The organism is Microbacterium sp. AK031 (genome assembly GCF_024807145.1).
In the GTDB taxonomy this organism is placed as follows: domain Bacteria; phylum Actinomycetota; class Actinomycetes; order Actinomycetales; family Microbacteriaceae; genus Microbacterium.
Window position 1 is genome coordinate 959,717 of record NZ_JANUCA010000001.1, and the last position, 21,492, is coordinate 981,208.

Genomic DNA, 21,492 nt, shown 5'->3' on the forward strand with positions numbered 1-21,492 from the left:
TTCTCAGCGTCCGGGATGAATCACCGGCATCCGGTAGTCGGCCTCCACGCTCCAGGTCTCGTCTCGGAACTAACCGACCTTGTGGAGCCACACGACAGTGGAATCATCACTGGCATGCCGGAACGGCTCGAGCTCCTCGTCCCAGGCGGAGCCGAGAGCGACATCGAGCTCACGCTGCAGTTCGATCGCGCTTCCGGCGGCGATCTCCATGGCGTAGCGAATGCGATCCTCACCGATGACGATGTTGCCGGCTGCGTCGGCCTGCGCATAGTGGATGCCGAGATCAGGCGTGTGCAGCCAACGGCCGCCGTCGCTGCGCGGAGTCGGATCTTCCGTCACCTCGAAGCGGAGGTGCTCCCAACCCCGGATCGCGGTCGCGAGAGCAGCACCGGTGCCGACAGGGCCGTCCCAGTAGAACTCGGCGCGACGAGAGCCTTCGAGTACAGGCTGGTCGGCCCACTCGAAGTTCACCGCACGACCGATAGCGCGTCCGACAGCCCATTCCAGGTGCGGGCAGAGCGCGCGAGGCGCAGAGTGGATGTAAACCACTCCGCGTGCGTAAGCCGTCGCCATGATCTCTCCGTTTCTTCAGGTGCGTCTTCCCCAACGACCTGAGCCAACGAAGTGTGGCGAGAATATGCGGTTATACGCTGATTATCGCCCAGACTGACGGAAATCACAAGCGTGTGATTATGCGGAATGCCCCGGCCTTTCGACCGGGGCATTCCGCGAGCGCCGAGCGGGCTGCTTACGCCTCGCTCATGGCCTGTTTGACCTGCTGGCCCTTGGCCGCGTAGTACGCGGCGCGAGCTGCGTCCTTACGCGCCTGCTCCGCATAGCCGGCCTCGAGAACGTCCTGGGGGACGTCGAAGTTCTCGACCTGGTCGGTCCCGTGGTACTTCTCGATGTAGGCGTCGAGCTCCGGGCCCGACGTCCAAGAGGTGATCAGGTTGTAGCGCGGCTCGGATCCGACGTGGGTCGCGGCGTGCCACAGGCGCTGCGTGTCGATGATCAGCTGCGCGCCTGCGGGGAGCGCGATCCGCACCTCACCCGCAGGATCTGTGCGGTTCTCACGCAAAACGAAGAAGCTGTCCTTGTCGTCAGTGAGATTGAAGAACCCGCGGACGACCCAGCCGGTGCCGTCGGGGTTCAAGCGGTTGTTGTCGTCCTGATGAAGGTTGTAGAGGCACTCGCCGTAAGGCGTCGGCTGCAACTCGATCACGCGGCAGCGGCCGACGTTGGCACCCGGCTCCTGCGCGCGACGCGTGAGGTTCGGGGCCTTGGCGACCTGCGAGTCGATCCACACGCCGTCCTTGTCTGTACGCGGCGGCTTGTGGTTCCAGAAGCCGTTGCACTCGATGTCACCGAAGGCGCTCGCGAGCGGCGCGAAGCGGGTGTCTCCCGAAGACTTCCAGTCGTTGTACTCGATGTCCAGCCACTCTTTGGGATCGAGGTCCTGGTTGTAGCTGTCGAGGACGACGAAGCCCTTTTCCTCGAGGGCAGCGGATTTGATGTATCCCATGATCTAGGTCATGTCCTTTCATCGGGGGCCAGCACGTTTTAACAGGCCCTGATAAGGCAAGCCTAACAGCGTGTTCTGCGGAGCCAGCGTGGCCAGCCGTCGCGAGTTCACCGGCGGCTAGACTCGTTGACGGCGGAGCGCGGGATTCCGTCGTCGTGAGGAGCAAGAGCGAAGAACATGGCAACCGCCACGAATGTCGAAGCGACCGCCGTCAACACGATCGAGTGGCTTTCCGCACCGGGCACGACGATCGTCGTGCCGGTCTATCAGCGCCAGTATCGCTGGGATATCGGCGGATGCGAGCGTCTGCTCTCCGACATCCGCGCGGTCGCCCGCGAAGGCGAGACGCACCGTCACTTCATCGGATCCATCCTGTCCGCGCAGGATGCATCTGAGGTCGATCTGATCCTCATCGACGGACAGCAGCGCATCACGACGCTCATGCTTCTCGTCGCTGCCCTGCATCACGCGGTTCGCGATTCCGATGCCGCCATGGCGGCGGACCTCGAACGCGTGCTGGTGCGCGCAGACGACTCGTCCCGCACCAAGCTGCGCCCCCACCACGCATGGGCGGACTTGTACGAATCGGTCGTGCTCGATCAGCGCGACGATGCCGACCGTGAATCGCGCTTCGACGACAACTACGCATTCTTCCGCAGCCATGTGCACGCTGAGGAGGCTCCGCTGATCTGGCGTGGGCTGCAGAGGATCGAGCACGTGTCCATCACACTCGGACCCGCAGCGAACGCGCAGCAGATCTTCGAGAGCCTGAACTCCACGGGTGAGCCGCTGCGAGATCACGAGCTCATCCACAACTACATCCTGATGGGTCTCACCCACTCGGAGCAGCTGGACGTCGAAGAGCGCTACTGGCTGCCGATCGAGCGCCACACCGGCGAGACCATCGGGGCGTTCTGGCGCCACTACCTCGTGATGACCACCGGCCGAGAAGTCGCCGCGAACGGCGAGCACGGCGTATACAGCGCCTTCCGGCACTCCTTCCCCCGCGTCGACGTGGAACATCTCCAGGCGGATGCCGACATCTGGCGCCACTATGCCGAGATCTACGGCATCCTGCTCGATCCATCATCCGAAGAGGATGCCGAGATCCGCAGGCAGCTCGAGTACGTCAACACGTTCGGGCGGGCGGCGTACCCCCTGGCCATGAGCGCGTACAGCGACCATGCTCGTGGAATCATCCCGCGCGCGGAGCTGATCGAGACGCTGGAGTGGATCCAGGCGCTCTATCTGCGCCGCGCGCTCGTCGGCCTGCCGGCCGAGCGGTTGATCGCCCGACTGTGCCGAGCACGCACGGAAGGCCGCGACGCGCTGATGAGGGCGTTCGCCCGCATCACACCGTCCGACGAACGGGTCAGCGCCGTGCTGAAGTACGCAGAACTCCCCCACGCCGCGTACGTGCTCGGCCGCATCGAAGAAGTGGAGGACACGTCAGACTTCGATGTCGAGCACGTCGTGCCGCTCGTGCCGAGCGACGCCTGGTCCGGCGACGGCACGCGGCCATGGATCGACTACTCGGAAGACGAGCGCAACAGTCACCGGGCGCTCGCGCCGACACTGGGCAACCTGACCTTGCTGGAGCAGTCCCTCACGGAGCGGGTGTTCGGTGCCTCCTACGGCGACAAGCGGCGGGACGCGTACGCGCGCAGCGCGGTCGCAGAGACGCGCGCTCTCGTGGACATGGAGTCCTGGGGCACGGCTGCCATATCGCAGCGCACAGTGCGCCTCACCGAGCAGCTGATGCGCATCTGGCGGCGACCCGCCCTCCCGGAGATCGACGACGACGCTCTCACCCCCGTGCTCGACGCCGTGCGCCGACGTGGGTGGCCGGCGGGCTGGGACCGCGAGTTCGACTACGTCGAGTACCGGGGCGAGCACTGGGAGGTGAAGGACGTCCGCGCGCTCTTCAATCGGATCTTCCGCCGCGCATGGACCGACGCCCGCCCGTCGGCGCTCGCCTACAGCAGGAGCCACGGCGGCCCCATCTACGACGAGATGGCTTGGAAGGGCCACTGGGACGCTCTGGACGACGAGCATTTCCTCTACATGGGCTGGGACTCGAACTACATGATGAGCGCTCTCCAGGGCGTGTTGGAAGAATCGGGTATCGCCGCCGAGGTGTTCGTGAAATACTCCTACATCGGGAACGTGATGTGATGCGACAGAAGACTCATACCGACGCGCCGTCCGCGCCGACGGCCGCAGACCCATTCGACCAGGCGTTCGAAGGCATCTCGCTCGGATGGGATGCGGATGTGCCGCTGGAGTGCGAGTGCGATCACGGCGACGAAGAAGCATATGCGCCGTGCGGCCGCCGCGCGAAGTGGCGCGTGACGATCGACTGCACATGCGGTGAGAACCATCCACGCACGGTCGAATTGCTCTGCACGAAATGCCTTCGCACCGCGCGCAAGGACCTGGGGAACGAGGCGATCACCGCGCGTCCGCTGTGATGCTGAATGAGAGTAGGGCGGGTGGGACTTGAACCCACGAATCGTCGGGTTATGAGCCCGCTGCCTTAACCAACTTGGCCACCGCCCCGCAGGGTTAATAGCCTAGCGGTGGTCGCCGGCATCAGCGCGCCGTGGCACCCCGGTGCGTTTCCAAGTGGGAGTGATAGATCTCGGCGTTCGCGATGAGGCCGGCGCGCTCCTCCTCGCTGAGTTCGCGGCGCACCTTCGCTGGCACTCCGGCGACCAGCGATCCGTCCGGGACCTCGGTGCCGCCGAGGATCACCGCCCCACCGGCGACCAAGCACCCCTTGCCGATCACCGCACCGCTGAGAATTACCGACCCCATCCCGATCAGCGAGCCGTCGCCGATCGTGCAGCCATGCACGACGGCGTTGTGCCCGATCGACACGTTCTCACCGATCACGACGGGATGGCCGCTGTCAACGTGCACAGAGACGTTGTCCTGCACGTTGCTGCCCACCCCCACCGTGATCTCGGCAGAGTCCGCACGCAGCACGGCGTTGTACCAGACGCTCGCGCCGGCCTCGAGCGTGACTGCCCCGACGAGACGCGCACCATCGGCGACGAACGCGTCATCGGCGATATGAGGAGTCTTGTTCTGGAGGGCGAGTACAGACGCTGATGAAGAGATGCTCATGAGGCGAGACTACCCTCACTTCCGCGTGATTCCGGGGATTTTTGGGTCGATAAGCCGAGCCTCAGCTTGCTTGCGGAATGTTTCAGGCTGAGTAGCGTTGACTGCATCAGGTTCGAAATCGTCGTTCTGGAGGAAGAAAAATGAGCAAGGCACAGACCATCTCCACCACCGCCAGTGACCCGACGGTCGCCGCGGCCGCGGCGCAGTTCCTGTCCCCCGTCGTACTCGGGCTGCAGGCGCTGACCGTCAACGGCAAACAGGCCCACTGGCACGTGCGCGGCGCCAACTTCATCGGCGTGCACGAGCTCCTCGATTCCGTCGTCGCGAACGCCGGCGCCTTCGCCGACACCGCAGCGGAGCGCATCGTCGCTCTCGGCCTCCCGATCGACGCGCGCCTCAGTGCCGTCGCCGCCAAGGCCGGCGCTTCTGCTGTGCCGGCGGGATTCACGCAGTCTTCCGAGTTGATCCGCCACATCGTCGCTGACATCGACGCGATCCTCGTCGACACGAAGGCTGCGATCGACGGTCTCGACGAGATCGACCTCACGAGCCAGGACGTCGCGATCGAGATCATGCGCGGTCTCGAGAAGGACCGCTGGTTCCTCGTGGCTCACGTCGCGGAGTAATAGACAGCGCACACGCAGAAGGGCACCGGATCCGTCCGGTGCCCTTCTGCGTTTCTCCTGTGCAACGTGGTGCGGCGGTGGCTCAGCCCGCCGCTGCCATCGCGTCTTTCAGCGCCTTCGTGTACTGCGGGGCCAGGGTGTCGACGAACGTCACGGTCAGGTGGTCCTGATCGCGATACACGTTCGCCCCGCCGATGACCGTCTTGCACGTCTCCTCGTCGCAGAACACGTCGGTGAAGTCGAGCAGAGTCACAGCCTGCCCACCTTCGGCCGCATCGCGCAGCGGATCGTCCTCGAGCAGCACGTCTGCACGAGCTCCAGAACACTCCGCCTGATCACGAGTGCGCAGGCACTTGTTCGGGTCGGTTTCGAAGACAGGGTTGTCGACGACGGTGACGACCGGGATGCCGCGGTCGGTCATGGTCGACCACGCCTTCTGGTAGCCGGCCACTGCGGCGTCGTGGGCGGAGTCGAACCCGGCAGACGAGTAAGGAGTGTTCGAGATCGCAGACGTGAAGACCGCGTCGAACTCGCGGTCCGCGAGCTGTGCGTCCACGCCCGCGCGCCAGTCGGAGCACGCAGCGCCGAAGGAGCCGCCCGTTGCGAGTGGCGTCGCGTTCCACGGGCACGCGCCCTTGAAGTACGTCGTGAGACGCCAGCCCTCTCGGTCTGCGATGTTCTGGAAAGTCGGGAGTAGTTGGTAGGCGTGGCTGTCGCCGATCAGCGCCACCTGGGGCGCCTCGGGGGCATCGGAGCCGAACTCGCACGACACGGGGCGCGAATCATTGAGCTGAATGAAGCACTGCTCGTCGGTGGGCCGGTCGACGCCGGCGAAGCCGGGAGCGGGGAGGATCGTGTCGAGTTCGGTGCCTGCGCACCCCTCGTCCAGCACGGAGGCCGCGCCGAAGCACGCGGGCGGGTTCTCACGCACCTCCTCGATCGCCTGCACGCCCTGCTGATATGCCGGAGAGTTGACGGCCCAACCGCCTACCGCGACTGCACCGACCAGCACCATGGCTGCAAGAGCTGACCACAGCGTGACCTTCGGGGGGCGCGTTGTGAGTGGTTTCCATGAGCGTGCCGGATCTTCGACGAACCGCTTGGTGAGCCAGGCGAGCACGAAGCAGATGACTAGCAGCGCGACGCGGTGGTAGATCGTCAGGCCCCAGAACGGCACGGAGGGCGCGATGATGATCAGCGGCCAGTGCCAGAGATACAGGCTGTATGAGATGTCGCCGGTGAAGCGCATCGGAGGGATCGACAGCAACCGTGTCGGATACCACCAGCGGTCGGTGTTCGACGCCATGATGATCGCCGCAGCGCCCAGCGTCGGCAGCAGCGCCGTGTAGCCGGGGAACGGCGTCTGCCCGTCGAAGCGGAACGCGGTGTACACGAGTGCGATGATTCCTGCCCAGCCGAGCAGGAAGCTCAAGGCGGCATTGCGTACGCGCAGCAGCGGCACGAGGGCGATCACGGCACCGACGCCGAACTGCCACATGCGTCCCATGGTGATGAAGTACGCCGGGGCGGGATCCGTCAGCGTGTAGACCACGCAGAATACGAAGGACGCGACTGAGACCGCCCCGATCGCGATCGCCGCGGCGCGCAGCCGGTCCCCGCGGAACCACTTGACCGAGACCCACGCCGCCAGCAGCATGATGAGCGGCCAGACCACGTAGAACTGCTCTTCCAGCGAGAGCGACCAATAGTGCTGCACCGTCGTCGGATCCCCGGCATGCGCCAGGTAGTCGGCGGAGTTGAATACGAGATACCAGTTCTCCACGTAGAACGTGGAGGCGATGATCTCCTTGACCTCTGCCGGCAGAGCCGACGTCGGCGTGAGGAACGGGATCGCAGCGACGACAGCGCAGAAGAGCAGAACCAGCAGCGAAGCCGGCAGCAGACGTCGTGCACGACGTGCCCAGAACTGTCCCAGCTTGACGGTCCCTGTCGAGCTGAGCTCGCGGGCCAGGTGAGACGTGATCAGGAACCCGGAGATGACGAAGAAGATGTCGACGCCGACGTAGCCGCCGCTGAGACGCCCCGGCCAGAAGTGGTACAGCACGACGAAGAGGACGGCGATCGCCCTGAGCCCCTGCACGTGCGGGATGAATCGAGAGGATGCCGCATGCTCCGGTGAGCGGTCGCGGCGAAGCTGAGACCGGGTGGCCGGCGGAGTCTGCGCTGTGGAGTTCACGGCTACAACGGTAGCGTGCACCCGCTGCACTCACGCGCAACGCCAGGCCGCATCGCTGCGTCGATCATCCGATGTGTGTGACGCGTCCGCCCAGCAGCGTCGCCAGTACCGACATGGTACGCAGCGTCGATCCGGCTGCCGCATGGGGGTCGGCACCGCACACGACCAGGTCCGCGGGGTCGCCAGGACGAATCGCGCTGCGAACGCTCGCACCGAGCGCCTCATCCACGGTCAGCCGCTCCTCCGGATGCCACGGCTCGCGCTCATCATTCGTGCGCTCCACCGCCGCCGCCATCGCCTGCCACGGATCGAGCGGCGCCACCGGGGCGTCGGAGCCGAGCCGCAGTTCAGCATCCGCACGAAGCAGTGACGCCATCGGATACCCGACGGCAGTCTGCGCGGCCCAGTAACCATCGACCAGATCTCGATCGTCGAGAGCATGCACCGGCTGCACGCTGGCGGTGAGCCCGAGCCTGGCGAAACGTGTGAGGTCGGCGTGGCGCACCAGCTGGGCGTGCTCGATCGTTCCTGATGCCCCGGTCACCGTCACCGCATCGAGCGCGGATGACACTGCACGATCGCCGATCGCGTGGATGGCGACGGCGAACCCGGAGCTGACAGCATCTGTCAGAAGGCCGATCAGCTCATTCGGCGAGATGTTCATCACGCCGAAGTCCGCCTCGTCTCCGGGGTACGCATGCGTGCACGCAGCAGTGCGCGTGCCGAGCGAGCCGTCGGTGATGATCTTGAGCGGGCCGACTCTAACCAGACCATTAGCATCGGGCAGCTGCTCCCCGCTTCGCAACCCCGCTCCGACCGCACGTGCGAAGTCGGCTGGATACACCGCGAATTCCACACGCTGCGTCGCGAATCCATCGCCCACGCGCCGACCCCAGGCATCCGCATTCCAGGCCATGTCGAAGTCGACGATGCCCGTCACGCCTCTGGCAGCGGCGGCATCGCCTGCTGCGCGTACGGCACGGTCTCCGTGCGACGGCTCGACGGCGTTGATCCTTCGCGAGATCTCGAACGCATCCTCCTCGCGCAGCACCCCGTCCGGGGAGGAGAATCGTTCACGTGCGAGCGCTGCTGAATTCAGCCACACGCTGTGGACATCGGCATTGATCAGGTAGGTCGGCGCTGCGCCGGTCGCGGCGTCCAGCACCTCCAGGGTCGGCGCATCGGCCCAGAATGCGTCGCGGAAACCCGTACCCACCCGGCGGCCGTCGGCCAGCGGTGCGACCGACGACATCCGCGAGGCCGCATCGAGCGCAGACGCCGAGTCACCGATCTGTTCGCGTTCCGATGCGAGCGCCCACTGCACCGTGTGCACGTGGCTGTCCCATAACCCGGGAACCGCCCACGCACCGTCAGCGTCGAGGATGTCGCCGCCTGCCGGCAGTGCGCCCGTGGGGGCGATGTCGACGATCTGACCCGCGGCGATGTGGATGTCGACCGGTTCGTCGTCGATGAGGAACTCCCGCCCAGGGCCAGCGACCCGGATTCCTCGGATCATCGCGATGTGCGCGCCGACCTCCGTCATGCCGTTCGACCGGGTCGGGCATCCTGAGCTCTGCGCATCTCGGCTGCCAACGCCGGATTCGCGTACACGCCATCGCCCTGCAGTTCGGCGATCACTCGTTCGACCGTCGCCGCATCCTTGTTCTGGCTGAGTTTGCGCTTGGCCACCACTCGAGTGGGTTTCAGGCGGAAACCGACGGTCCCTGCCGCAAGCCGGCGAACGAACGCCTCATCGTTCGGCCGTTCCCACATGAGCCGCGGGTCCGGCATCCGCCCTTCGAATCGCTCCACGAGCCGGTCGAGCACCCGCAGGTTCTCGTCGTCGCTGAGGATCTCGGGCACACCGGAGAGATGTACCGCGATGTAGTTCCAGGTCGGCACCGCCTGAGTCTCCGACCCGTACCAGCCGGGCGACACATATCCGTGCGGTCCTTGGAACACCACCAGCAGTTCGCGCTGCCCCATGCCGTGGATCAGGTCGTCCGGACGGCCGACGTGGCCCACGATGGTGAGGTCGTCGTGTTCCTCATCGAGCATCATCACGTAGTGCGAGGCGACCTGTCCCTCGGCTCCGTCGCTGACGATCGTCGCCCACGGATTGTGCTCGATGACACGCCGTATCTCGGCGACGTCGGCGAGTGTGAAACTGGGGTTCTGACGCATATGCCCAGCCTAGGCGCGCGCGCTCACTTGGTCTTCACGACGGGGATGGTCTGAGTCTTCCAGTCTTCGAAAGCCTTGTCCCCTGCCATGAACGCGTCGACTTCCGCGCGAGTCGCGCGCAGCTTCGGGTCGTTGTCGAGATACTTCTTCGTCTCGCGCGCGACGAGGCCGGAGAGAATCAGCAGACCGATCAGGTTCGGCAACGCCATGAGGCCGTTCATCACATCCGAGAACGCCCACACGACCCCCAGCTGCACCGTGCAGCCGATGAACACGACGAGCGAGAACAGGATTCGGAACGGCACCACCGCACGTCGTCCGAACAGGCGCTCGGCGTTGCGCTCACCGTAGTAGGACCAGCCGAGGATCGTGGATCCGGCGAAGAGCACCAGACCGATCGTGACGATGTAGTGGCCCCATTCGCCGGGCAATCCGTGCGAGAAGGCCTCGCCGGTCATCAGTGCCGGGCTGATCTGCGCGCCGGTCTCCGGATCGGTCTGGTTCCACACACCCGTCGTGATGATGACGAGCCCTGTGCATGTGACGACGATGATCGTGTCGATGAACGTCTGCGTCATCGACACGAGCCCTTGCCGGACGGGATGACTCGTCTTCGCCGCGGCGGCTGCGATCGCGGCTGAGCCCATGCCGGACTCGTTCGAGAAGATGCCGCGCGCGACGCCGAACTGCACCGCGATGATGATGGCGGATCCGGCGAATCCACCGACGGCGCTGGTTCCGGTGAAGGCGTCTGTGAAGATCTGTGCGAAGGCCGCAGGGATGCCTCCGACGTTCACGACCAGAATGTACAGCGCACCGAGCACGTAGAAGACGATCATGATCGGCACGAGACCTGCCGTGACGCGGCCGATCGACTTGATGCCGCCCACCAGCACGACGAGCGCGAACACGGTAAGCACGATGCCGGAGACCCACGGCGGCACGCTGAAGCTCGATTCGAGGTTGGTGGCGATCGAGTTGCCCTGGGTCATGTTGCCGATGCCGAAGCAGGCGATCAACGCGGCGACCGAGAAGAACAGCGCGAGCGTTTTTCCGAACCAGCCGCGGATGCCGCGCTCGAGATACTGCTGTGGTCCGCCGTTCTTCTCCCCGGCCTCATCCGTCGTGCGAAAGCGCACACCGAGGAACGCCTCCGAGTACTTCGACGCCATGCCCACCAGGCCCGTCACCCACATCCAGAACAGTGCGCCAGGACCGCCGATGCCGATCGCCGTCGCGACGCCGACGATGTTGCCCGTCCCCACAGTGGCCGCCAGCGCCGTCGTCAGTGCTTGGAACTGCGAGATGTCGCCGTCCGAGCCCGGATCCCTCCGCGTGAAGAGGCCGAGACGCAACGCCGCTCCGAGGCGGATGAACTGCAACCCTCCGAGCCGGCTGGTCAGATACAGCCCCGTACCGAGGAGAAGGGGGATGAGGAACCACGGCCCCCATATCCAACCGCTCAACGTCTCCAAAGCGCTCTGCAAGCCTGCGAGATCCATCACGTCTCCTGTTCATGTGTCCTGCGTGTGAAGGACAGACTAGTCAGGCCTGGCACCTCGGACACCAGTAGAGCTTGCGCGCGCCGAGTTCTTCCAGTGCGATCTCGGTGCCGCAGACCCGGCACGGGAGCCCCGCCCGGTGGTACACCCAGTGCCGGTCATCGCGGCTCGCCATCGCCGCCCGGTAGTCCGACGGGGAAAGATCGTCCATCGTCATCATCTGGCCGGTCTCGACACCGATGGACAGCAGTCGCACCCAGTCCTGCCAGAGCTGCCGCGCGATCTCCTCCGGCACATCGCGCCCCGGTGTGTGGGGGTTCAGTCGCGCCCGATAGAGCATCTCCGCGCGGTACACGTTGCCGATCCCGCTGACGACCGACTGATCCATCAGCAGCAGAGCTATCGGCGTCGACTTCTTGCGCACCGCCTGGACGAAGCGCTCCTCATTCGCAGCCGGATCGCCCACGAGGGGGTCCGGCCCGAGCTTGGCGACACTCGCGAGCATCTCATCCGGAGTCTGCAGCTCGCACGCCGTCGGACCGCGCAGATCCGCCACGGTGATGTCGGTCATCAGGCGCAGCCGCACCTGACCGACGATGGGCGGCGGCCATTCCAAGCCTTCATCCGCGAGGCCCTTGGTCTGCTCCGACATCCGCACGTGCACCCGCGCGCGTCGGGGTGCACCGATCGAGGCCAGCGAGTTCTCCCCGGCGCTGTCCAGGATCGGTGCAGCATCCAGAAGCGGTGAGTCCAGATCGGTGCCGCGCTGATTCGTCTGCCCCATGCGCCCATTGGCCGATGCGATGGTCGGATCGATCAGGATCTCGCCGGCGAAGTCCCACGCGCCGTAGAGCCCGAGGTGCACGCGCAGCCACACATCGCCGTCGGCCTCGAGGAACATCTGCTTCCCGACCGCCTTCACGCTCACGGCCTCGCGACCGTCCAGCACCGCTGCACCCTCAGCGAACCGCCCCTGAGGGCTCGATGCACGCAGTTGCTTGCCCACGAAGTTGCGCTCGAACTGCCGAGCGATCCGGTGGACGGAGTGACCCTCGGGCATGTCAGGCCCGCGGGTCAGGCAGCAACGAGCCGTCGCGCTCGAAGTCCGCGATCTGGCCGATACGGCGCACGTGGCGTTCCTCGTTCGAGAACGGTGTCGAGATGAACCGGTCTATGAACGATGTGACCTCCTCAAAAGCGTGCTGGCGCGCACCGATCGAGATCACATTGGCGTCGTTGTGCTCGCGCGCGAGCTCGGCCGTGGAGAGGTTCCACACCAGCGCCGCGCGGATGCCCTGCACCTTGTTCGCAGCGATCTGCTCGCCGTTGCCGGAACCGCCGAAGACGACGCCGAGGGCCTCGATGCCCGCGGATTGATCGGCGACGACCGCTTGCGCTGCACGGATGCAGAACGCCGGGTAGTCGTCGACGGCGTCATACTCGAGCGGGCCATGGTCGAGGACCTCGTGGCCCGCAGACCGCAGGTGCTCCTGCAGCTTGGTGGAGAATTCCAGTCCCGCGTGGTCGGTGGCGATGTGGATGCGCATGCTCACCATCCTAGAAGCGTCCAGGTGCACGGCCGCGTCAGGGCACGAGGCCTGCGGCGGCGGGTTTGAAACCCAATCGAACGTTCTCGCAGTCACCTGCACGCGACACGTCGTACCAGGGGCCGAGGTCGGTCAGGTGCGGGCGCTCGGATGCCGGTGTCCCCTCGATCCGCTCGATCACGAGATCGACCAGCCCTGTCACGAACGCGGGATGCACCCCAGGGGTCTGCGTGCGAACTGCGAGCAGACCCGCCTCCGAAGCGGCATCCATGGCTTCGGTATCCAGATCCCACATGACCTCCATGTGGTCGCTGACGAACCCGAGCGGCACGATCACCACGGCTTTCGCGCCTACTGCGGGCAGCTCCGCGATCACATCGTTGATGTCCGGCTCGAGCCATGGCTGCGTCGGCGGGCCGGAGCGCGACTGGAACACCAGCTGCCACGGCACCGTTGATCCGCCGGTGACGTTGGTCGCAAGCTGCTCGATGATGTGCGCGGCGACCGCGCGGTGCTGCGCGACATACGCTCCACCTTCGCCCCAGTCGACGTCGCGCGGTCCGGAGCGCACTGCATCGGCCGTCGGGATCGAGTGCGTCGAGAAGAGCACATGGATGTTGGATGCCGCGACCCCCTGCTCGAGGAACTCAGTGACCGCGGCATCCAACCCCTCCTGGAACGGCTGCACGAAGCCGGGGTGGTCGAAGAAGAGGCGCACCTTGTCGGCGCTGACGCGATCCTCCAGACTGGCATCGGTGATCGCCAGGGCGATGTCCTCGCGGTACTGCCGGTCGCTGGAGTACGAGCTGTATGCGCTCGTCGCGAGCACCAGCAGAGTGGAGTGGCCGTCGTCGGCCGCCGCGGTGAAGGCATCGTCGAGGTATGGTGCCCAGTTGCGGTTGCCCCAGTACACGGGCAGATCGATTCCGCGACCGGCGAGCTCAGTCTCGAGTGCGGCCTTGAGCGCGCGGTTCTGGGCGTTGATCGGGCTGACGCCGCCGAAGTGTCGATAGTGATGCGCCACTTCCTCCAGCCTCTCGTCCGGGATGCCGCGACCTCTCGTCACGTTGCGGAGGAAGGGGATCACGTCGTCCTGGCCCTCCGGTCCCCCGAAGCTGGCGAGCACCAGGGCGTCGTACGCCACCGGCGTCTCGACGAACTCGGGGCCGTCTGCAGCAGCAGGGGATGCGAAGGGAACGACGTTCGGGGCGAGTGCAGTCACACTTCCATCTTTCCATCCCCGCTCGCCGACATCTTCCTGCTCCTGGCGTAGGCTGTCATGGTTGCCGTCGGCGCCAGCCGCGTCGGATCTCGGTGCCGACCCGAACCCCTGGGAGAATCAGCTGTGCCTGGAGAGAACCTCACTCGAATCGAAGCTCAGGAGCGCCGCGCTCTCATCGACACCCAGTCGTACGGGATCTCGCTCGATCTGACGAAGGGTGCGGAGGTCTTCGGATCCCGCAGCGTCGTGCACTTCCGCGCGACACCGGGAAGCTTCACCTTCATCGACCTGATCGCTCGCGACGTGCGCGAGATCTCACTCAACGGTGAACTGCTCGACCCCGATGAGGTCTTCGCCGACTCTCGTATCACGCTGACCGGACTGCAGGAGGAGAACGTCCTCGTCGTCGACGCCGACTGCCTGTACACCAACACCGGTGAGGGACTGCACCGCTTCGTCGATCCGGTGGACGGCGAGGTGTATCTCTACTCGCAGTTCGAGGTGCCCGATTCCCGGCGCGTCTTCGCTGTGTTCGAGCAGCCCGATCTGAAGGCGACGTTCCAGTTCACGATCACCGCGCCCGAGGCGTGGAAGGTCATCTCCAACTCTCCGACACCGGAGCCCATCAACCACGATGAGAACGCGACCGCGACTTGGGGCTTCGAGCCCACACCGCGCATATCGTCGTACATCACCGCTCTCATCGCGGGACCGTACGAGTCCACGTTCTCCGAACTGACGAGCGCGTCGGGCGATGTCATCCCCCTCGGCGTCTACGGCCGCAAGAGCCTGTGGCAGCACCTCGACGCCGACTACATCTTCGACAAGACGCGTGAGGGGTTCGCGTACTACGAGGAGAAGTTCGGCGTACCGTACCCGTTCGCGAAGTACGACCAGCTGTTCGTTCCGGAGTTCAACGCCGGAGCCATGGAGAACGCGGGCGCCGTCACCTTCACGGAGACGTACGTATTCCGCAGCAAGGTGACGGATGCCGTCAAGGAACGCCGTGTCGTCACGATCCTGCACGAACTCGCGCACATGTGGTTCGGAGATCTCGTCACGATGAAGTGGTGGAACGACCTGTGGCTGAATGAGTCGTTCGCCGAATGGGCATCGACCATCGCCACGGCTGAGGCCACCGAGTGGACCGAGGCATGGACGACGTTCAACGCCATGGAGAAGACGTGGGCCTACCGGCAGGACCAGCTGCCCTCCACGCACCCGATCGTCGCGGAGATCAACGACCTCGAGGATGTGCAGGTCAACTTCGACGGCATCACCTACGCCAAGGGCGGTTCGGTGCTCAAGCAGCTGGCGGCCTGGGTCGGCATCGATGCGTTCTTCGCGGGCGTCGGCCAGTACTTCAAGAAGCACGCGTGGGGCAACACCGAGGTGGCCGACCTGCTCACCGAGCTCGAGGCGACCAGCGGACGCGATCTCAGCACCTGGGCGAAGAAGTGGCTCGAGACAGCCGGTGTGAACACGCTGTCCCCCGTGATCGCCGAGGACTCCGATGGCGTCATCACGCGCTTCGCCGTGACTCAGACGGCACCCGCCGACTACCCCACGATCCGACCGCACCGCCTGGGAATCGGCTTCTACGACCTGGTCGACGGTGTCCTCACCCGCACGCATTACGCGGAGATCGACGTCGACGGCGACCGCACCGAGGTGCCGGAGCTGCAGGGCAGGAAGCGACCCGACCTCGTGCTACTCAATGACAACGACCTGGCGTACGCGAAGATCCGGCTCGACGAGCGTTCGCTGTCCACGGCGATCGATCACCTCGGCGCGATCGCAGACCCGCTCGCCCGCTCGCTCGTCTGGGGCGCGGCGTGGGATCAGACCCGCGACGCCGAGAGCACAGCATCCGATTACATCGAACTCGTGCTGCGCAACATCGGCAAGGAGTCCGAGTCGACGACCGTGCGCACCACGCTCGCACAGCTGCGCACCGCCGCAACGCTCTACGTGGCGCCAGCCGACCGCGACGCCGCTCGTCTGAAGATCGCCGACGGACTCTGGGAACTCGCGCACGGCGCCGCAGCCGGCAGCGACAGCCAGCTGCAGTTCGTCACCGCCTTCGCGAGCACTCTCGTGAACTCCGAGCACGCCGGGATCGTGGGACGTCTGCGCTCCGGCGAGGAGACGCTCCCCGGACTCGAGATCGACACCGACCTGTCCTGGCAGCTGCTCGTCGGCCTCGCCTCGATCGGAGCGACGGATGCCGCCTCCATCGATGCCGCACTCGCGGCGGACAACACCTCCAAGGGTGCGGAGTTCGCTGCTCAGGCCCGTGCCGCACTGCCGACTGCCGCAGACAAGCGCGCAGCCTGGAGTTCGCTCATCGACGATGACACGCTGCCGAACACGATCGTGCGTTCTGCGGCACTGGGCTTCGGACACCCGAACAGCACCGGAGTGCTCGGCGAGTTCGTGCCGAAGTACTTCGACATGCTGCTGCCGGTGTGGGAATCGCGCACCTATCAGATCGCCAGCTACCTCATCGTCGGGCTCTACCCGACGGCTCTGGCCAACGCCGAGCTGCGTGACGCCACCCGTGCGTGGCTGTCCGCGAACGGCGATGCGGCTCCCGCCCTGCGCCGCCTCGTCAGCGAGGGCCTCGCCGACGTCGAGCGTGCGCTCGCGGCGCAGTCCCGCGACGCCGAGGAAGACGAGAGCCGCGACTGACGACCATCAGCTCCATCAGGCCTCTGCCACGCTGTCATCCAGCTGTCGCAGAGGCCTGATCGCTAGGATCGGACGGTGCTGCTGCTTTCCTTCGAGACCGACCCCGCCCCTGTGCCGAACGAGGTGTGGGCGTCGTTCCTCGAGATGCTCCCGAAGATCGGCGGCAGGGCGATAACCATCGCGATCATCATCGTCGTCGCGTTGCTGATCGGGCTGGCGCTCCGTTTCGTCGTACGCAGGGTCGTGCACCGCATCGTCGACACCGCCAAGTCGAAGGCCAACGTCGATGACACCCAGGCGCTGGAGCGATCGCCTCTCGCCGACATGCGCCTGATCCAGCGCACGCGCACGCTCGGCAGCATCCTGCAGAACATCATCAACGTCGCGGTCGTCGTGGTGGCGCTGCTGATGGTCATGGCAGTCATCGCTCCTGACCTGATCAGCTCGCTCACGCTGCTCACGGCCGCCTTGGGCGCCGGGCTCGGCTTCGGCGCCCAGAACATCGTCAAGGATGTGCTGAACGGACTGTTCATCGTGGCCGAAGATCAGATCGGCATCGGTGATGTCGTCGACACCGGACTCGCCAGTGGCGTCGTCGAACACGTCAGTGTGCGCGTCACACAGGTGCGCGACGTCAACGGCACCCTCTGGTACGTCCGCAACGGTGAAATGCTGCGCATCGGCAACATGTCTCAAGGCTGGGCACGCGCGATCATCGATCTCGGAGTACCGGTGGACGCCGTGGTGGCGGATGTCGAGGCCGCGCTCCTCGACGCGGCTCAGGGCCTCGCGAAGGATCCGAAGTGGCGCACCCGCATCGTCGAGCGACCCGAAGTGTGGGGCCTCGAGTCGATAACCGGTGAGGCGCTCGTCATCCGTGTAGTGCTGAAGACTCGCGCGAACGCGAAGGACGACGTGGCTCGCGAGCTACGCATGCGGCTCAAGATCGCCATAGAAGACCTCGGGCTCGCCATCCCCAGTCTCGAATCGGTCGTCCCCACCGGGCCGGAAGGCGCACGTCGAGTGCGCGGTGCGAACCCGCCGACCACGAAGCCCAATGCCGTCACCGGAGTGCCGCCGGTCTCGCGCGGCGTCTGGCGTAAGAAGGACACCAAGCCCGCCGCGAAGAACAAGCCAGAGGACGAATCATGACCTTCTACGACGAAGTCGGCGGTTACGCCACGTTCGAGAAGATCGTCGGCATCTTCTACCGCGAGGTCGCGCTCGATCCCGTATTGCGTCCGATGTACCCGGAAGAAGACCTCGGACCGGCCGCCGAGCGGTTCACCCTCTTCCTGGCACAGTACTGGGGTGGCCCTTCGACATACAGCGAGAAGCGAGGCCACCCCCGGCTGCGGATGCGGCACATGCCGTTCCACGTGGATCCCGACGCTCGCGACCGCTGGCTGCGCTGCATGCGCACCTCGCTCGATGAGGTGCAGCTCTCACGAATGCACGATGCGATTCTCTGGGACTACCTGGAGCGCGCCGCATATGCCATGGTGAACACAATGGAGCCGTCGGGCATCGGTCCCGCACCGGCGGGACGATCGACGCTCGAGACGCGCAGCAGCAGTCAGGATTCAACGGAGAACACATGACCACCACGCCCCTGTCCGCAGACGTTCTCGTGATCGGATGGGGGTTGGCCGGGCTCGTGGCGGCCGCCGAGGCCACGACCGCGGGCAGACGCGTGATCCTCGTCGACCAGGAACCACGCTCCAACCTCGGCGGTCAGGCATGGTGGTCGTTCGGTGGACTCTTCCTGATCGACTCTCCGGAGCAGCGCCGCCTCGGCATCAGGGATTCGCTCGAGTTGGCCACGCAGGATTGGTTCGGCAACGCCGGCTTCGACCGCGAAGAAGACCGCTGGCCGCGCGCATGGGCCGACGCGTACCTGCAGTTCGCAGCCGGCGAGAAGCGGGCCTGGCTGCGCGAGCGGGGCGTCGGCTTCTTCCCCGTGGTCGGCTGGGCGGAGCGGGGTGGATACGGCGCGATCGGGCCCGGCAACTCGGTCCCGAGATTCCACATCACCTGGGGCACCGGTCCGGGCATCGTCGCGCCGTTCGCGGACGCGGCGCAGCGCGCCGAGGAGTCGGGCTCCCTCACGATCCTCCCCCGCCATCGCGTCACCGAACTGATCGTCGCCGACGGCGCCATCATCGGCGCGCGGGGCGATCGTCTCGTCGATGACCTCGCCGCTCGTGGTGCGCGGTCGTCCCGCGATGTCGCGGGCGACGTCGAGATCACTGCGGGTGCCACGATCGTCTCCTCCGGCGGCATCGGCGGCAACCACGCCCTGGTGCGGGCGGCGTGGCCGGATCGACTGGGCACTCCCCCGTCGCACATGCTCTCCGGCGTGCCCGCGTACGTCGACGGGTCGATGTACCCGGTCACAGCAGCCGCAGGAGCGAACCTGATCAACGGCGATCGGATGTGGCACTACGTCGAGGGCATCAAGAACTGGGATCCGGTGTGGCCGGCGCACGGCATCCGGATCCTCCCAGGGCCGTCGTCGCTCTGGCTGGATGCGACGGGCTCGCGGCTCCCCGTGCCCCTGTTCCCCGGCTTCGACACGCTCGGCACGCTCAAGCACTTGCGTGCGACCGGGCACGACCATTCCTGGTTCGTCACGTCACGTCAGATCGTCGAGAAGGAGTTCGCGCTGTCGGGCAGCGAGCAGAACCCCGATCTCACCGGCAAGGACGTCGCTCTTCTGCTGAAGTCGCGGCTTGCGAAGGGGCCGACGGGTCCCGTGCAGGCCTTCCTGGACGAGGGTGAGGACTTCATCGTGGAGAACGACCTCGACTCGCTGCTCGAGCAGATGAAGCACGCTGATGAGGATGATGTGCTCGACCCGGAGACCGTGCGACGCGAAGTGCTCGCCCGTGACCGCGAGATCGAGAACGAGTTCACCAAGGACGCGCAGATCGGGATGCTCCGGTCCATGCGCGGCTATCGCGGTGACAAGCTCATCCGCACCGCGAATCCGCATCGGCTGCAGGATCCGTCCGCCGGCCCGATGATCGCGGTGAAGCTGCACGTGCTCACGCGCAAGTCACTCGGCGGGATCGAGACGGATCTCGAAGGACGGGTGCTTCGAGGAGACGGATCAGTTATCCCGGGGCTGTACGCGGCAGGCGAGGCCAGCGGCTTCGGCGGCGGCGGTGTGCACGGATATCGAGCGCTGGAGGGAACCTTTCTCGGCGGTTGCCTGTTCTCCGGGCGACAGGCTGGTCGCGCGGCGGCGCAGTCCGCCTAGGTCTGAGCGCCGGTGATGCGCACGGCCGTCAGCCCCGTCGCCACAGGGCCGCGAGCGAGCACATGGCCGCGTCGGAACGCGAGCCGGGTCCAACGACCGGAGGCGGTCACCGGTACGTTCTCCTCGCCGGAGATGAATCCGAAGGCGTGAGCGGCGAAGGCGACGCCACGGGCGAGTCCCGCGAGGTCCTCGTCGGGTTCGCCCCAGATGGCCGACCTCAGCGCCCTCACTGCTTCCTCACCGGCACCGGGCGTCGCGCCGCGCGCCACAGCGGAGATGCCCCATTGGGCGCGCTGTGCGATCGTCGCGGACTTGAGTTCGCCCGCCGACTCCCACCCTGCCCGCGGCGGTGCCACACCCGCCCACGCAGGTGAACGCCCGGTCTCCGGCAGCGTCAGCATCCGCTCATCCTGATACCGGGTGAGCTCGTCGACGACGATGTCGCACTCCAACTCGGGGTCGGCGTGCACGATCCGCATCGCGAGGATCGTCGGCGTCTGATCGAACAGTCCCTTGGGGGCCAGAGCGGATGCGGTCAACGCCAACACGCCCCTGCTCCCCTGCAACCGGATGCCGTCCTCCGAGACCTGCATCGCGCGTCCGAGGAACGTGAGGACATCTCGAGCGGTGTCGGGATCGGCGAGAACGAGACGAGGGGGCACGGGTTCTAAACTACCAACGAGGCGACTGGATGGTCGCGGGGAGGAGCGCCATGAGCGCAGACGCACAGGCTCAGACATCCGTCGACAACCTGCTGGCGGTGCTCGATCTCGACGAGACGCAGGCACGCACAGCGGAGGACATCTTCACAGGCCGCTCGCACAGCATGCCGACCGGGCGCATCTACGGCGGTCAGGTGCTCGGGCAGTCCCTCATCGCAGCCGAGCGGACGATGTCAGAGGATCGTGCGGTGCACTCCATGCACGGCTACTTCCTGCGCCCTGGCGATTCCTCGCAGGGACTCACGATCGCGGTCGACCGCATCCATGACGGCCGGTCCTTCTCGACGCGACGTTCGCAGGCCTACCAGAACGGGGTTCCGATCTTCTCGATGATCGCCTCGTTCCAGGACGAGGCGCCGGGCGTCGAGCATGCGCAGCCGATGCCGGAGGGCGTTCCCGCACCGGGCGATATCCCGTCCGATGAACAGCGAGTGCAGGGAGTGCACCCGCAGGCGCTGCGGATGCTCACCGATCGTCCGGTCGACATGCGTCACGTCGAACACCCGTTGTACGTGGCCGCCGAGGGCGAACGCAAAGCGCAGCAGGCGGTCTGGATGCGGATGCGTGCCCCGATGCCGGAGGATCCCCGGCTGCACAGGGCCGCACTCGCGTATCTCAGCGACATGAGCATCCAGGAGTCGATCCTCCGCGCCCACGGGGTGCCGTGGACGACGCCGGGGCTGAAGGTGGCGAGCCTCGATCATGCGATGTGGTGGCATCGCCCGGCGCGCGTGGATGAGTGGCTGCTGTACGCGCAGGAGTCACCGAATGCTCGCGGCGGTCGCGGACTCGCGACCGGGCGCATCTACACGCAGGACGGCGTGCTCGTGGCGAGCGTGACGCAGGAGATCATGATCAGGGTGCCGGAGGCGCGCTGACTCTCCGAGC

At 66.0% G+C, this 21,492-nt stretch carries 19 protein-coding genes and 1 tRNA gene; 8 read left to right on the forward strand and 12 right to left on the reverse strand.

What is annotated here, in order from left to right; all coding sequences use genetic code 11:
* Positions 1-69: 69 nt before the first annotated feature.
* Together HDC95_RS04605 and HDC95_RS04610 are read right to left on the reverse strand one after the other, a co-directional pair.
* Positions 70-573, reverse strand: a complete 504-nt coding sequence (locus HDC95_RS04605) for a DUF3145 domain-containing protein (protein ID WP_259062011.1) — start codon at positions 571-573, stop codon at positions 70-72.
* A gap of 175 nt (positions 574-748) precedes the next feature.
* The gene (locus tag HDC95_RS04610) at positions 749-1,522 is read right to left on the reverse strand and encodes a hypothetical protein (protein WP_259062012.1); all 774 of its coding nucleotides are present in this window, start codon (positions 1,520-1,522) and stop codon (positions 749-751) included.
* 177 nt (positions 1,523-1,699) lie between these two features.
* On the opposite strand from HDC95_RS04610, the gene HDC95_RS04615 reads away from it, so the two are divergent.
* Together HDC95_RS04615 and HDC95_RS04620 are read left to right on the forward strand one after the other, a co-directional pair.
* Entirely contained in the window at positions 1,700-3,697 is a 1,998-nt protein-coding gene (locus HDC95_RS04615) for a DUF262 domain-containing protein (RefSeq protein ID WP_259062014.1), read from the forward strand.
* Positions 3,697-3,993 carry a hypothetical protein gene (locus HDC95_RS04620; RefSeq protein ID WP_259062015.1) on the forward strand — a complete coding sequence of 99 codons (297 nt, stop codon included), beginning with the start codon at positions 3,697-3,699 and terminating at the stop codon, positions 3,991-3,993. Before HDC95_RS04615 ends, HDC95_RS04620 begins: the two co-directional genes overlap by 1 nt.
* 13 nt (positions 3,994-4,006) lie before the next feature.
* On the opposite strand, the gene HDC95_RS04625 is transcribed toward HDC95_RS04620, so the two are convergent.
* Positions 4,007-4,081: transfer RNA gene (locus tag HDC95_RS04625), tRNA-Ile, on the reverse strand.
* 33 nt (positions 4,082-4,114) lie between these two features.
* Entirely contained in the window at positions 4,115-4,651 is a 537-nt protein-coding gene (locus HDC95_RS04630; RefSeq protein WP_259062016.1) for a gamma carbonic anhydrase family protein, read from the reverse strand.
* A 140-nt stretch (positions 4,652-4,791) separates the two neighbouring features.
* Here HDC95_RS04630 and HDC95_RS04635 point away from each other — a divergent pair, with 140 nt between their 5' ends.
* On the forward strand, positions 4,792-5,277 hold the full coding sequence (locus HDC95_RS04635) for a Dps family protein (protein WP_259062017.1): 486 nt from the start codon (positions 4,792-4,794) through the stop codon (positions 5,275-5,277).
* Positions 5,278-5,359: 82 nt separating this feature from the next.
* On the opposite strand, the gene HDC95_RS04640 is transcribed toward HDC95_RS04635, so the two are convergent.
* The 7 genes from HDC95_RS04640 to HDC95_RS04670 form a co-directional block, all read right to left on the reverse strand.
* The gene (locus HDC95_RS04640; RefSeq protein WP_259062019.1) at positions 5,360-7,474 is read right to left on the reverse strand and encodes an acyltransferase family protein; all 2,115 of its coding nucleotides are present in this window, start codon (positions 7,472-7,474) and stop codon (positions 5,360-5,362) included.
* A 64-nt stretch (positions 7,475-7,538) separates the two neighbouring features.
* On the reverse strand, positions 7,539-9,017 hold the full coding sequence (locus HDC95_RS04645) for an amidohydrolase (protein WP_259062020.1): 1,479 nt from the start codon (positions 9,015-9,017) through the stop codon (positions 7,539-7,541).
* Entirely contained in the window at positions 9,014-9,658 is a 645-nt protein-coding gene (locus tag HDC95_RS04650; protein WP_259062022.1) for an FMN-binding negative transcriptional regulator, read from the reverse strand. The genes HDC95_RS04645 and HDC95_RS04650 overlap by 4 nt, the downstream gene beginning before the upstream one ends.
* 23 nt (positions 9,659-9,681) lie before the next feature.
* The gene (locus tag HDC95_RS04655; protein WP_259062024.1) at positions 9,682-11,160 is read right to left on the reverse strand and encodes a sodium:alanine symporter family protein; all 1,479 of its coding nucleotides are present in this window, start codon (positions 11,158-11,160) and stop codon (positions 9,682-9,684) included.
* 43 nt (positions 11,161-11,203) lie between these two features.
* A complete protein-coding gene (locus HDC95_RS04660) occupies positions 11,204-12,220 on the reverse strand; it encodes an Fpg/Nei family DNA glycosylase (RefSeq protein ID WP_259062026.1) in 1,017 nt (338 codons plus the stop codon).
* A gap of 1 nt (position 12,221) precedes the next feature.
* Positions 12,222-12,707, reverse strand: a complete 486-nt coding sequence (locus HDC95_RS04665) for a ribose-5-phosphate isomerase (protein WP_259062028.1) — start codon at positions 12,705-12,707, stop codon at positions 12,222-12,224.
* A 37-nt stretch (positions 12,708-12,744) separates the two neighbouring features.
* Positions 12,745-13,929, reverse strand: coding sequence for a ferrochelatase (locus HDC95_RS04670; RefSeq protein ID WP_259062030.1), 1,185 nt, complete (start codon positions 13,927-13,929; stop codon positions 12,745-12,747).
* A gap of 123 nt (positions 13,930-14,052) precedes the next feature.
* On the opposite strand from HDC95_RS04670, the gene pepN reads away from it, so the two are divergent.
* From pepN to HDC95_RS04690, 4 genes are all read left to right on the forward strand, one after another.
* Positions 14,053-16,620, forward strand: a complete 2,568-nt coding sequence (gene pepN, locus HDC95_RS04675; protein ID WP_259062032.1) for an aminopeptidase N — start codon at positions 14,053-14,055, stop codon at positions 16,618-16,620.
* A 78-nt stretch (positions 16,621-16,698) separates the two neighbouring features.
* Positions 16,699-17,772, forward strand: a complete 1,074-nt coding sequence (locus HDC95_RS04680; RefSeq protein ID WP_259062223.1) for a mechanosensitive ion channel family protein — start codon at positions 16,699-16,701, stop codon at positions 17,770-17,772.
* Entirely contained in the window at positions 17,769-18,221 is a 453-nt protein-coding gene (locus tag HDC95_RS04685) for a globin (RefSeq protein WP_259062034.1), read from the forward strand. Before HDC95_RS04680 ends, HDC95_RS04685 begins: the two co-directional genes overlap by 4 nt.
* Positions 18,218-19,882, forward strand: coding sequence for an FAD-binding dehydrogenase (locus HDC95_RS04690; protein WP_259062037.1), 1,665 nt, complete (start codon positions 18,218-18,220; stop codon positions 19,880-19,882). Before HDC95_RS04685 ends, HDC95_RS04690 begins: the two co-directional genes overlap by 4 nt.
* On the opposite strand, the gene HDC95_RS04695 is transcribed toward HDC95_RS04690, so the two are convergent.
* On the reverse strand, positions 19,879-20,544 hold the full coding sequence (locus HDC95_RS04695) for a hypothetical protein (protein ID WP_259062039.1): 666 nt from the start codon (positions 20,542-20,544) through the stop codon (positions 19,879-19,881). The genes HDC95_RS04690 and HDC95_RS04695 overlap by 4 nt on opposite strands.
* A gap of 50 nt (positions 20,545-20,594) precedes the next feature.
* Here HDC95_RS04695 and HDC95_RS04700 point away from each other — a divergent pair, with 50 nt between their 5' ends.
* Positions 20,595-21,482 carry an acyl-CoA thioesterase II gene (locus HDC95_RS04700; protein ID WP_259062040.1) on the forward strand — a complete coding sequence of 296 codons (888 nt, stop codon included), beginning with the start codon at positions 20,595-20,597 and terminating at the stop codon, positions 21,480-21,482.
* Positions 21,483-21,492 lie beyond the last annotated feature (10 nt).

Excerpts from the sequence above, each read along its gene's own strand:
- HDC95_RS04605 (WP_259062011.1), bottom strand. The coding sequence starts at position 573 with ATGGCGACGGCTTACGCACGCGGAGTGGTTTACATCCACTCTGCGCCT.
- HDC95_RS04610 (WP_259062012.1), bottom strand. The coding sequence starts at position 1,522 with ATGGGATACATCAAATCCGCTGCCCTCGAGGAAAAGGGCTTCGTCGTC.
- HDC95_RS04615 (WP_259062014.1), top strand. The coding sequence starts at position 1,700 with ATGGCAACCGCCACGAATGTCGAAGCGACCGCCGTCAACACGATCGAG.
- HDC95_RS04620 (WP_259062015.1), top strand. The coding sequence starts at position 3,697 with ATGCGACAGAAGACTCATACCGACGCGCCGTCCGCGCCGACGGCCGCA.
- HDC95_RS04630 (WP_259062016.1), bottom strand. The coding sequence starts at position 4,651 with ATGAGCATCTCTTCATCAGCGTCTGTACTCGCCCTCCAGAACAAGACT.
- HDC95_RS04635 (WP_259062017.1), top strand. The coding sequence starts at position 4,792 with ATGAGCAAGGCACAGACCATCTCCACCACCGCCAGTGACCCGACGGTC.
- HDC95_RS04645 (WP_259062020.1), bottom strand. The coding sequence starts at position 9,017 with ATGACGGAGGTCGGCGCGCACATCGCGATGATCCGAGGAATCCGGGTC.
- HDC95_RS04650 (WP_259062022.1), bottom strand. The coding sequence starts at position 9,658 with ATGCGTCAGAACCCCAGTTTCACACTCGCCGACGTCGCCGAGATACGG.
- HDC95_RS04655 (WP_259062024.1), bottom strand. The coding sequence starts at position 11,160 with ATGGATCTCGCAGGCTTGCAGAGCGCTTTGGAGACGTTGAGCGGTTGG.
- HDC95_RS04660 (WP_259062026.1), bottom strand. The coding sequence starts at position 12,220 with ATGCCCGAGGGTCACTCCGTCCACCGGATCGCTCGGCAGTTCGAGCGC.
- HDC95_RS04665 (WP_259062028.1), bottom strand. The coding sequence starts at position 12,707 with ATGCGCATCCACATCGCCACCGACCACGCGGGACTGGAATTCTCCACC.
- HDC95_RS04685 (WP_259062034.1), top strand. The coding sequence starts at position 17,769 with ATGACCTTCTACGACGAAGTCGGCGGTTACGCCACGTTCGAGAAGATC.
- HDC95_RS04690 (WP_259062037.1), top strand. The coding sequence starts at position 18,218 with ATGACCACCACGCCCCTGTCCGCAGACGTTCTCGTGATCGGATGGGGG.
- HDC95_RS04700 (WP_259062040.1), top strand. The coding sequence starts at position 20,595 with ATGAGCGCAGACGCACAGGCTCAGACATCCGTCGACAACCTGCTGGCG.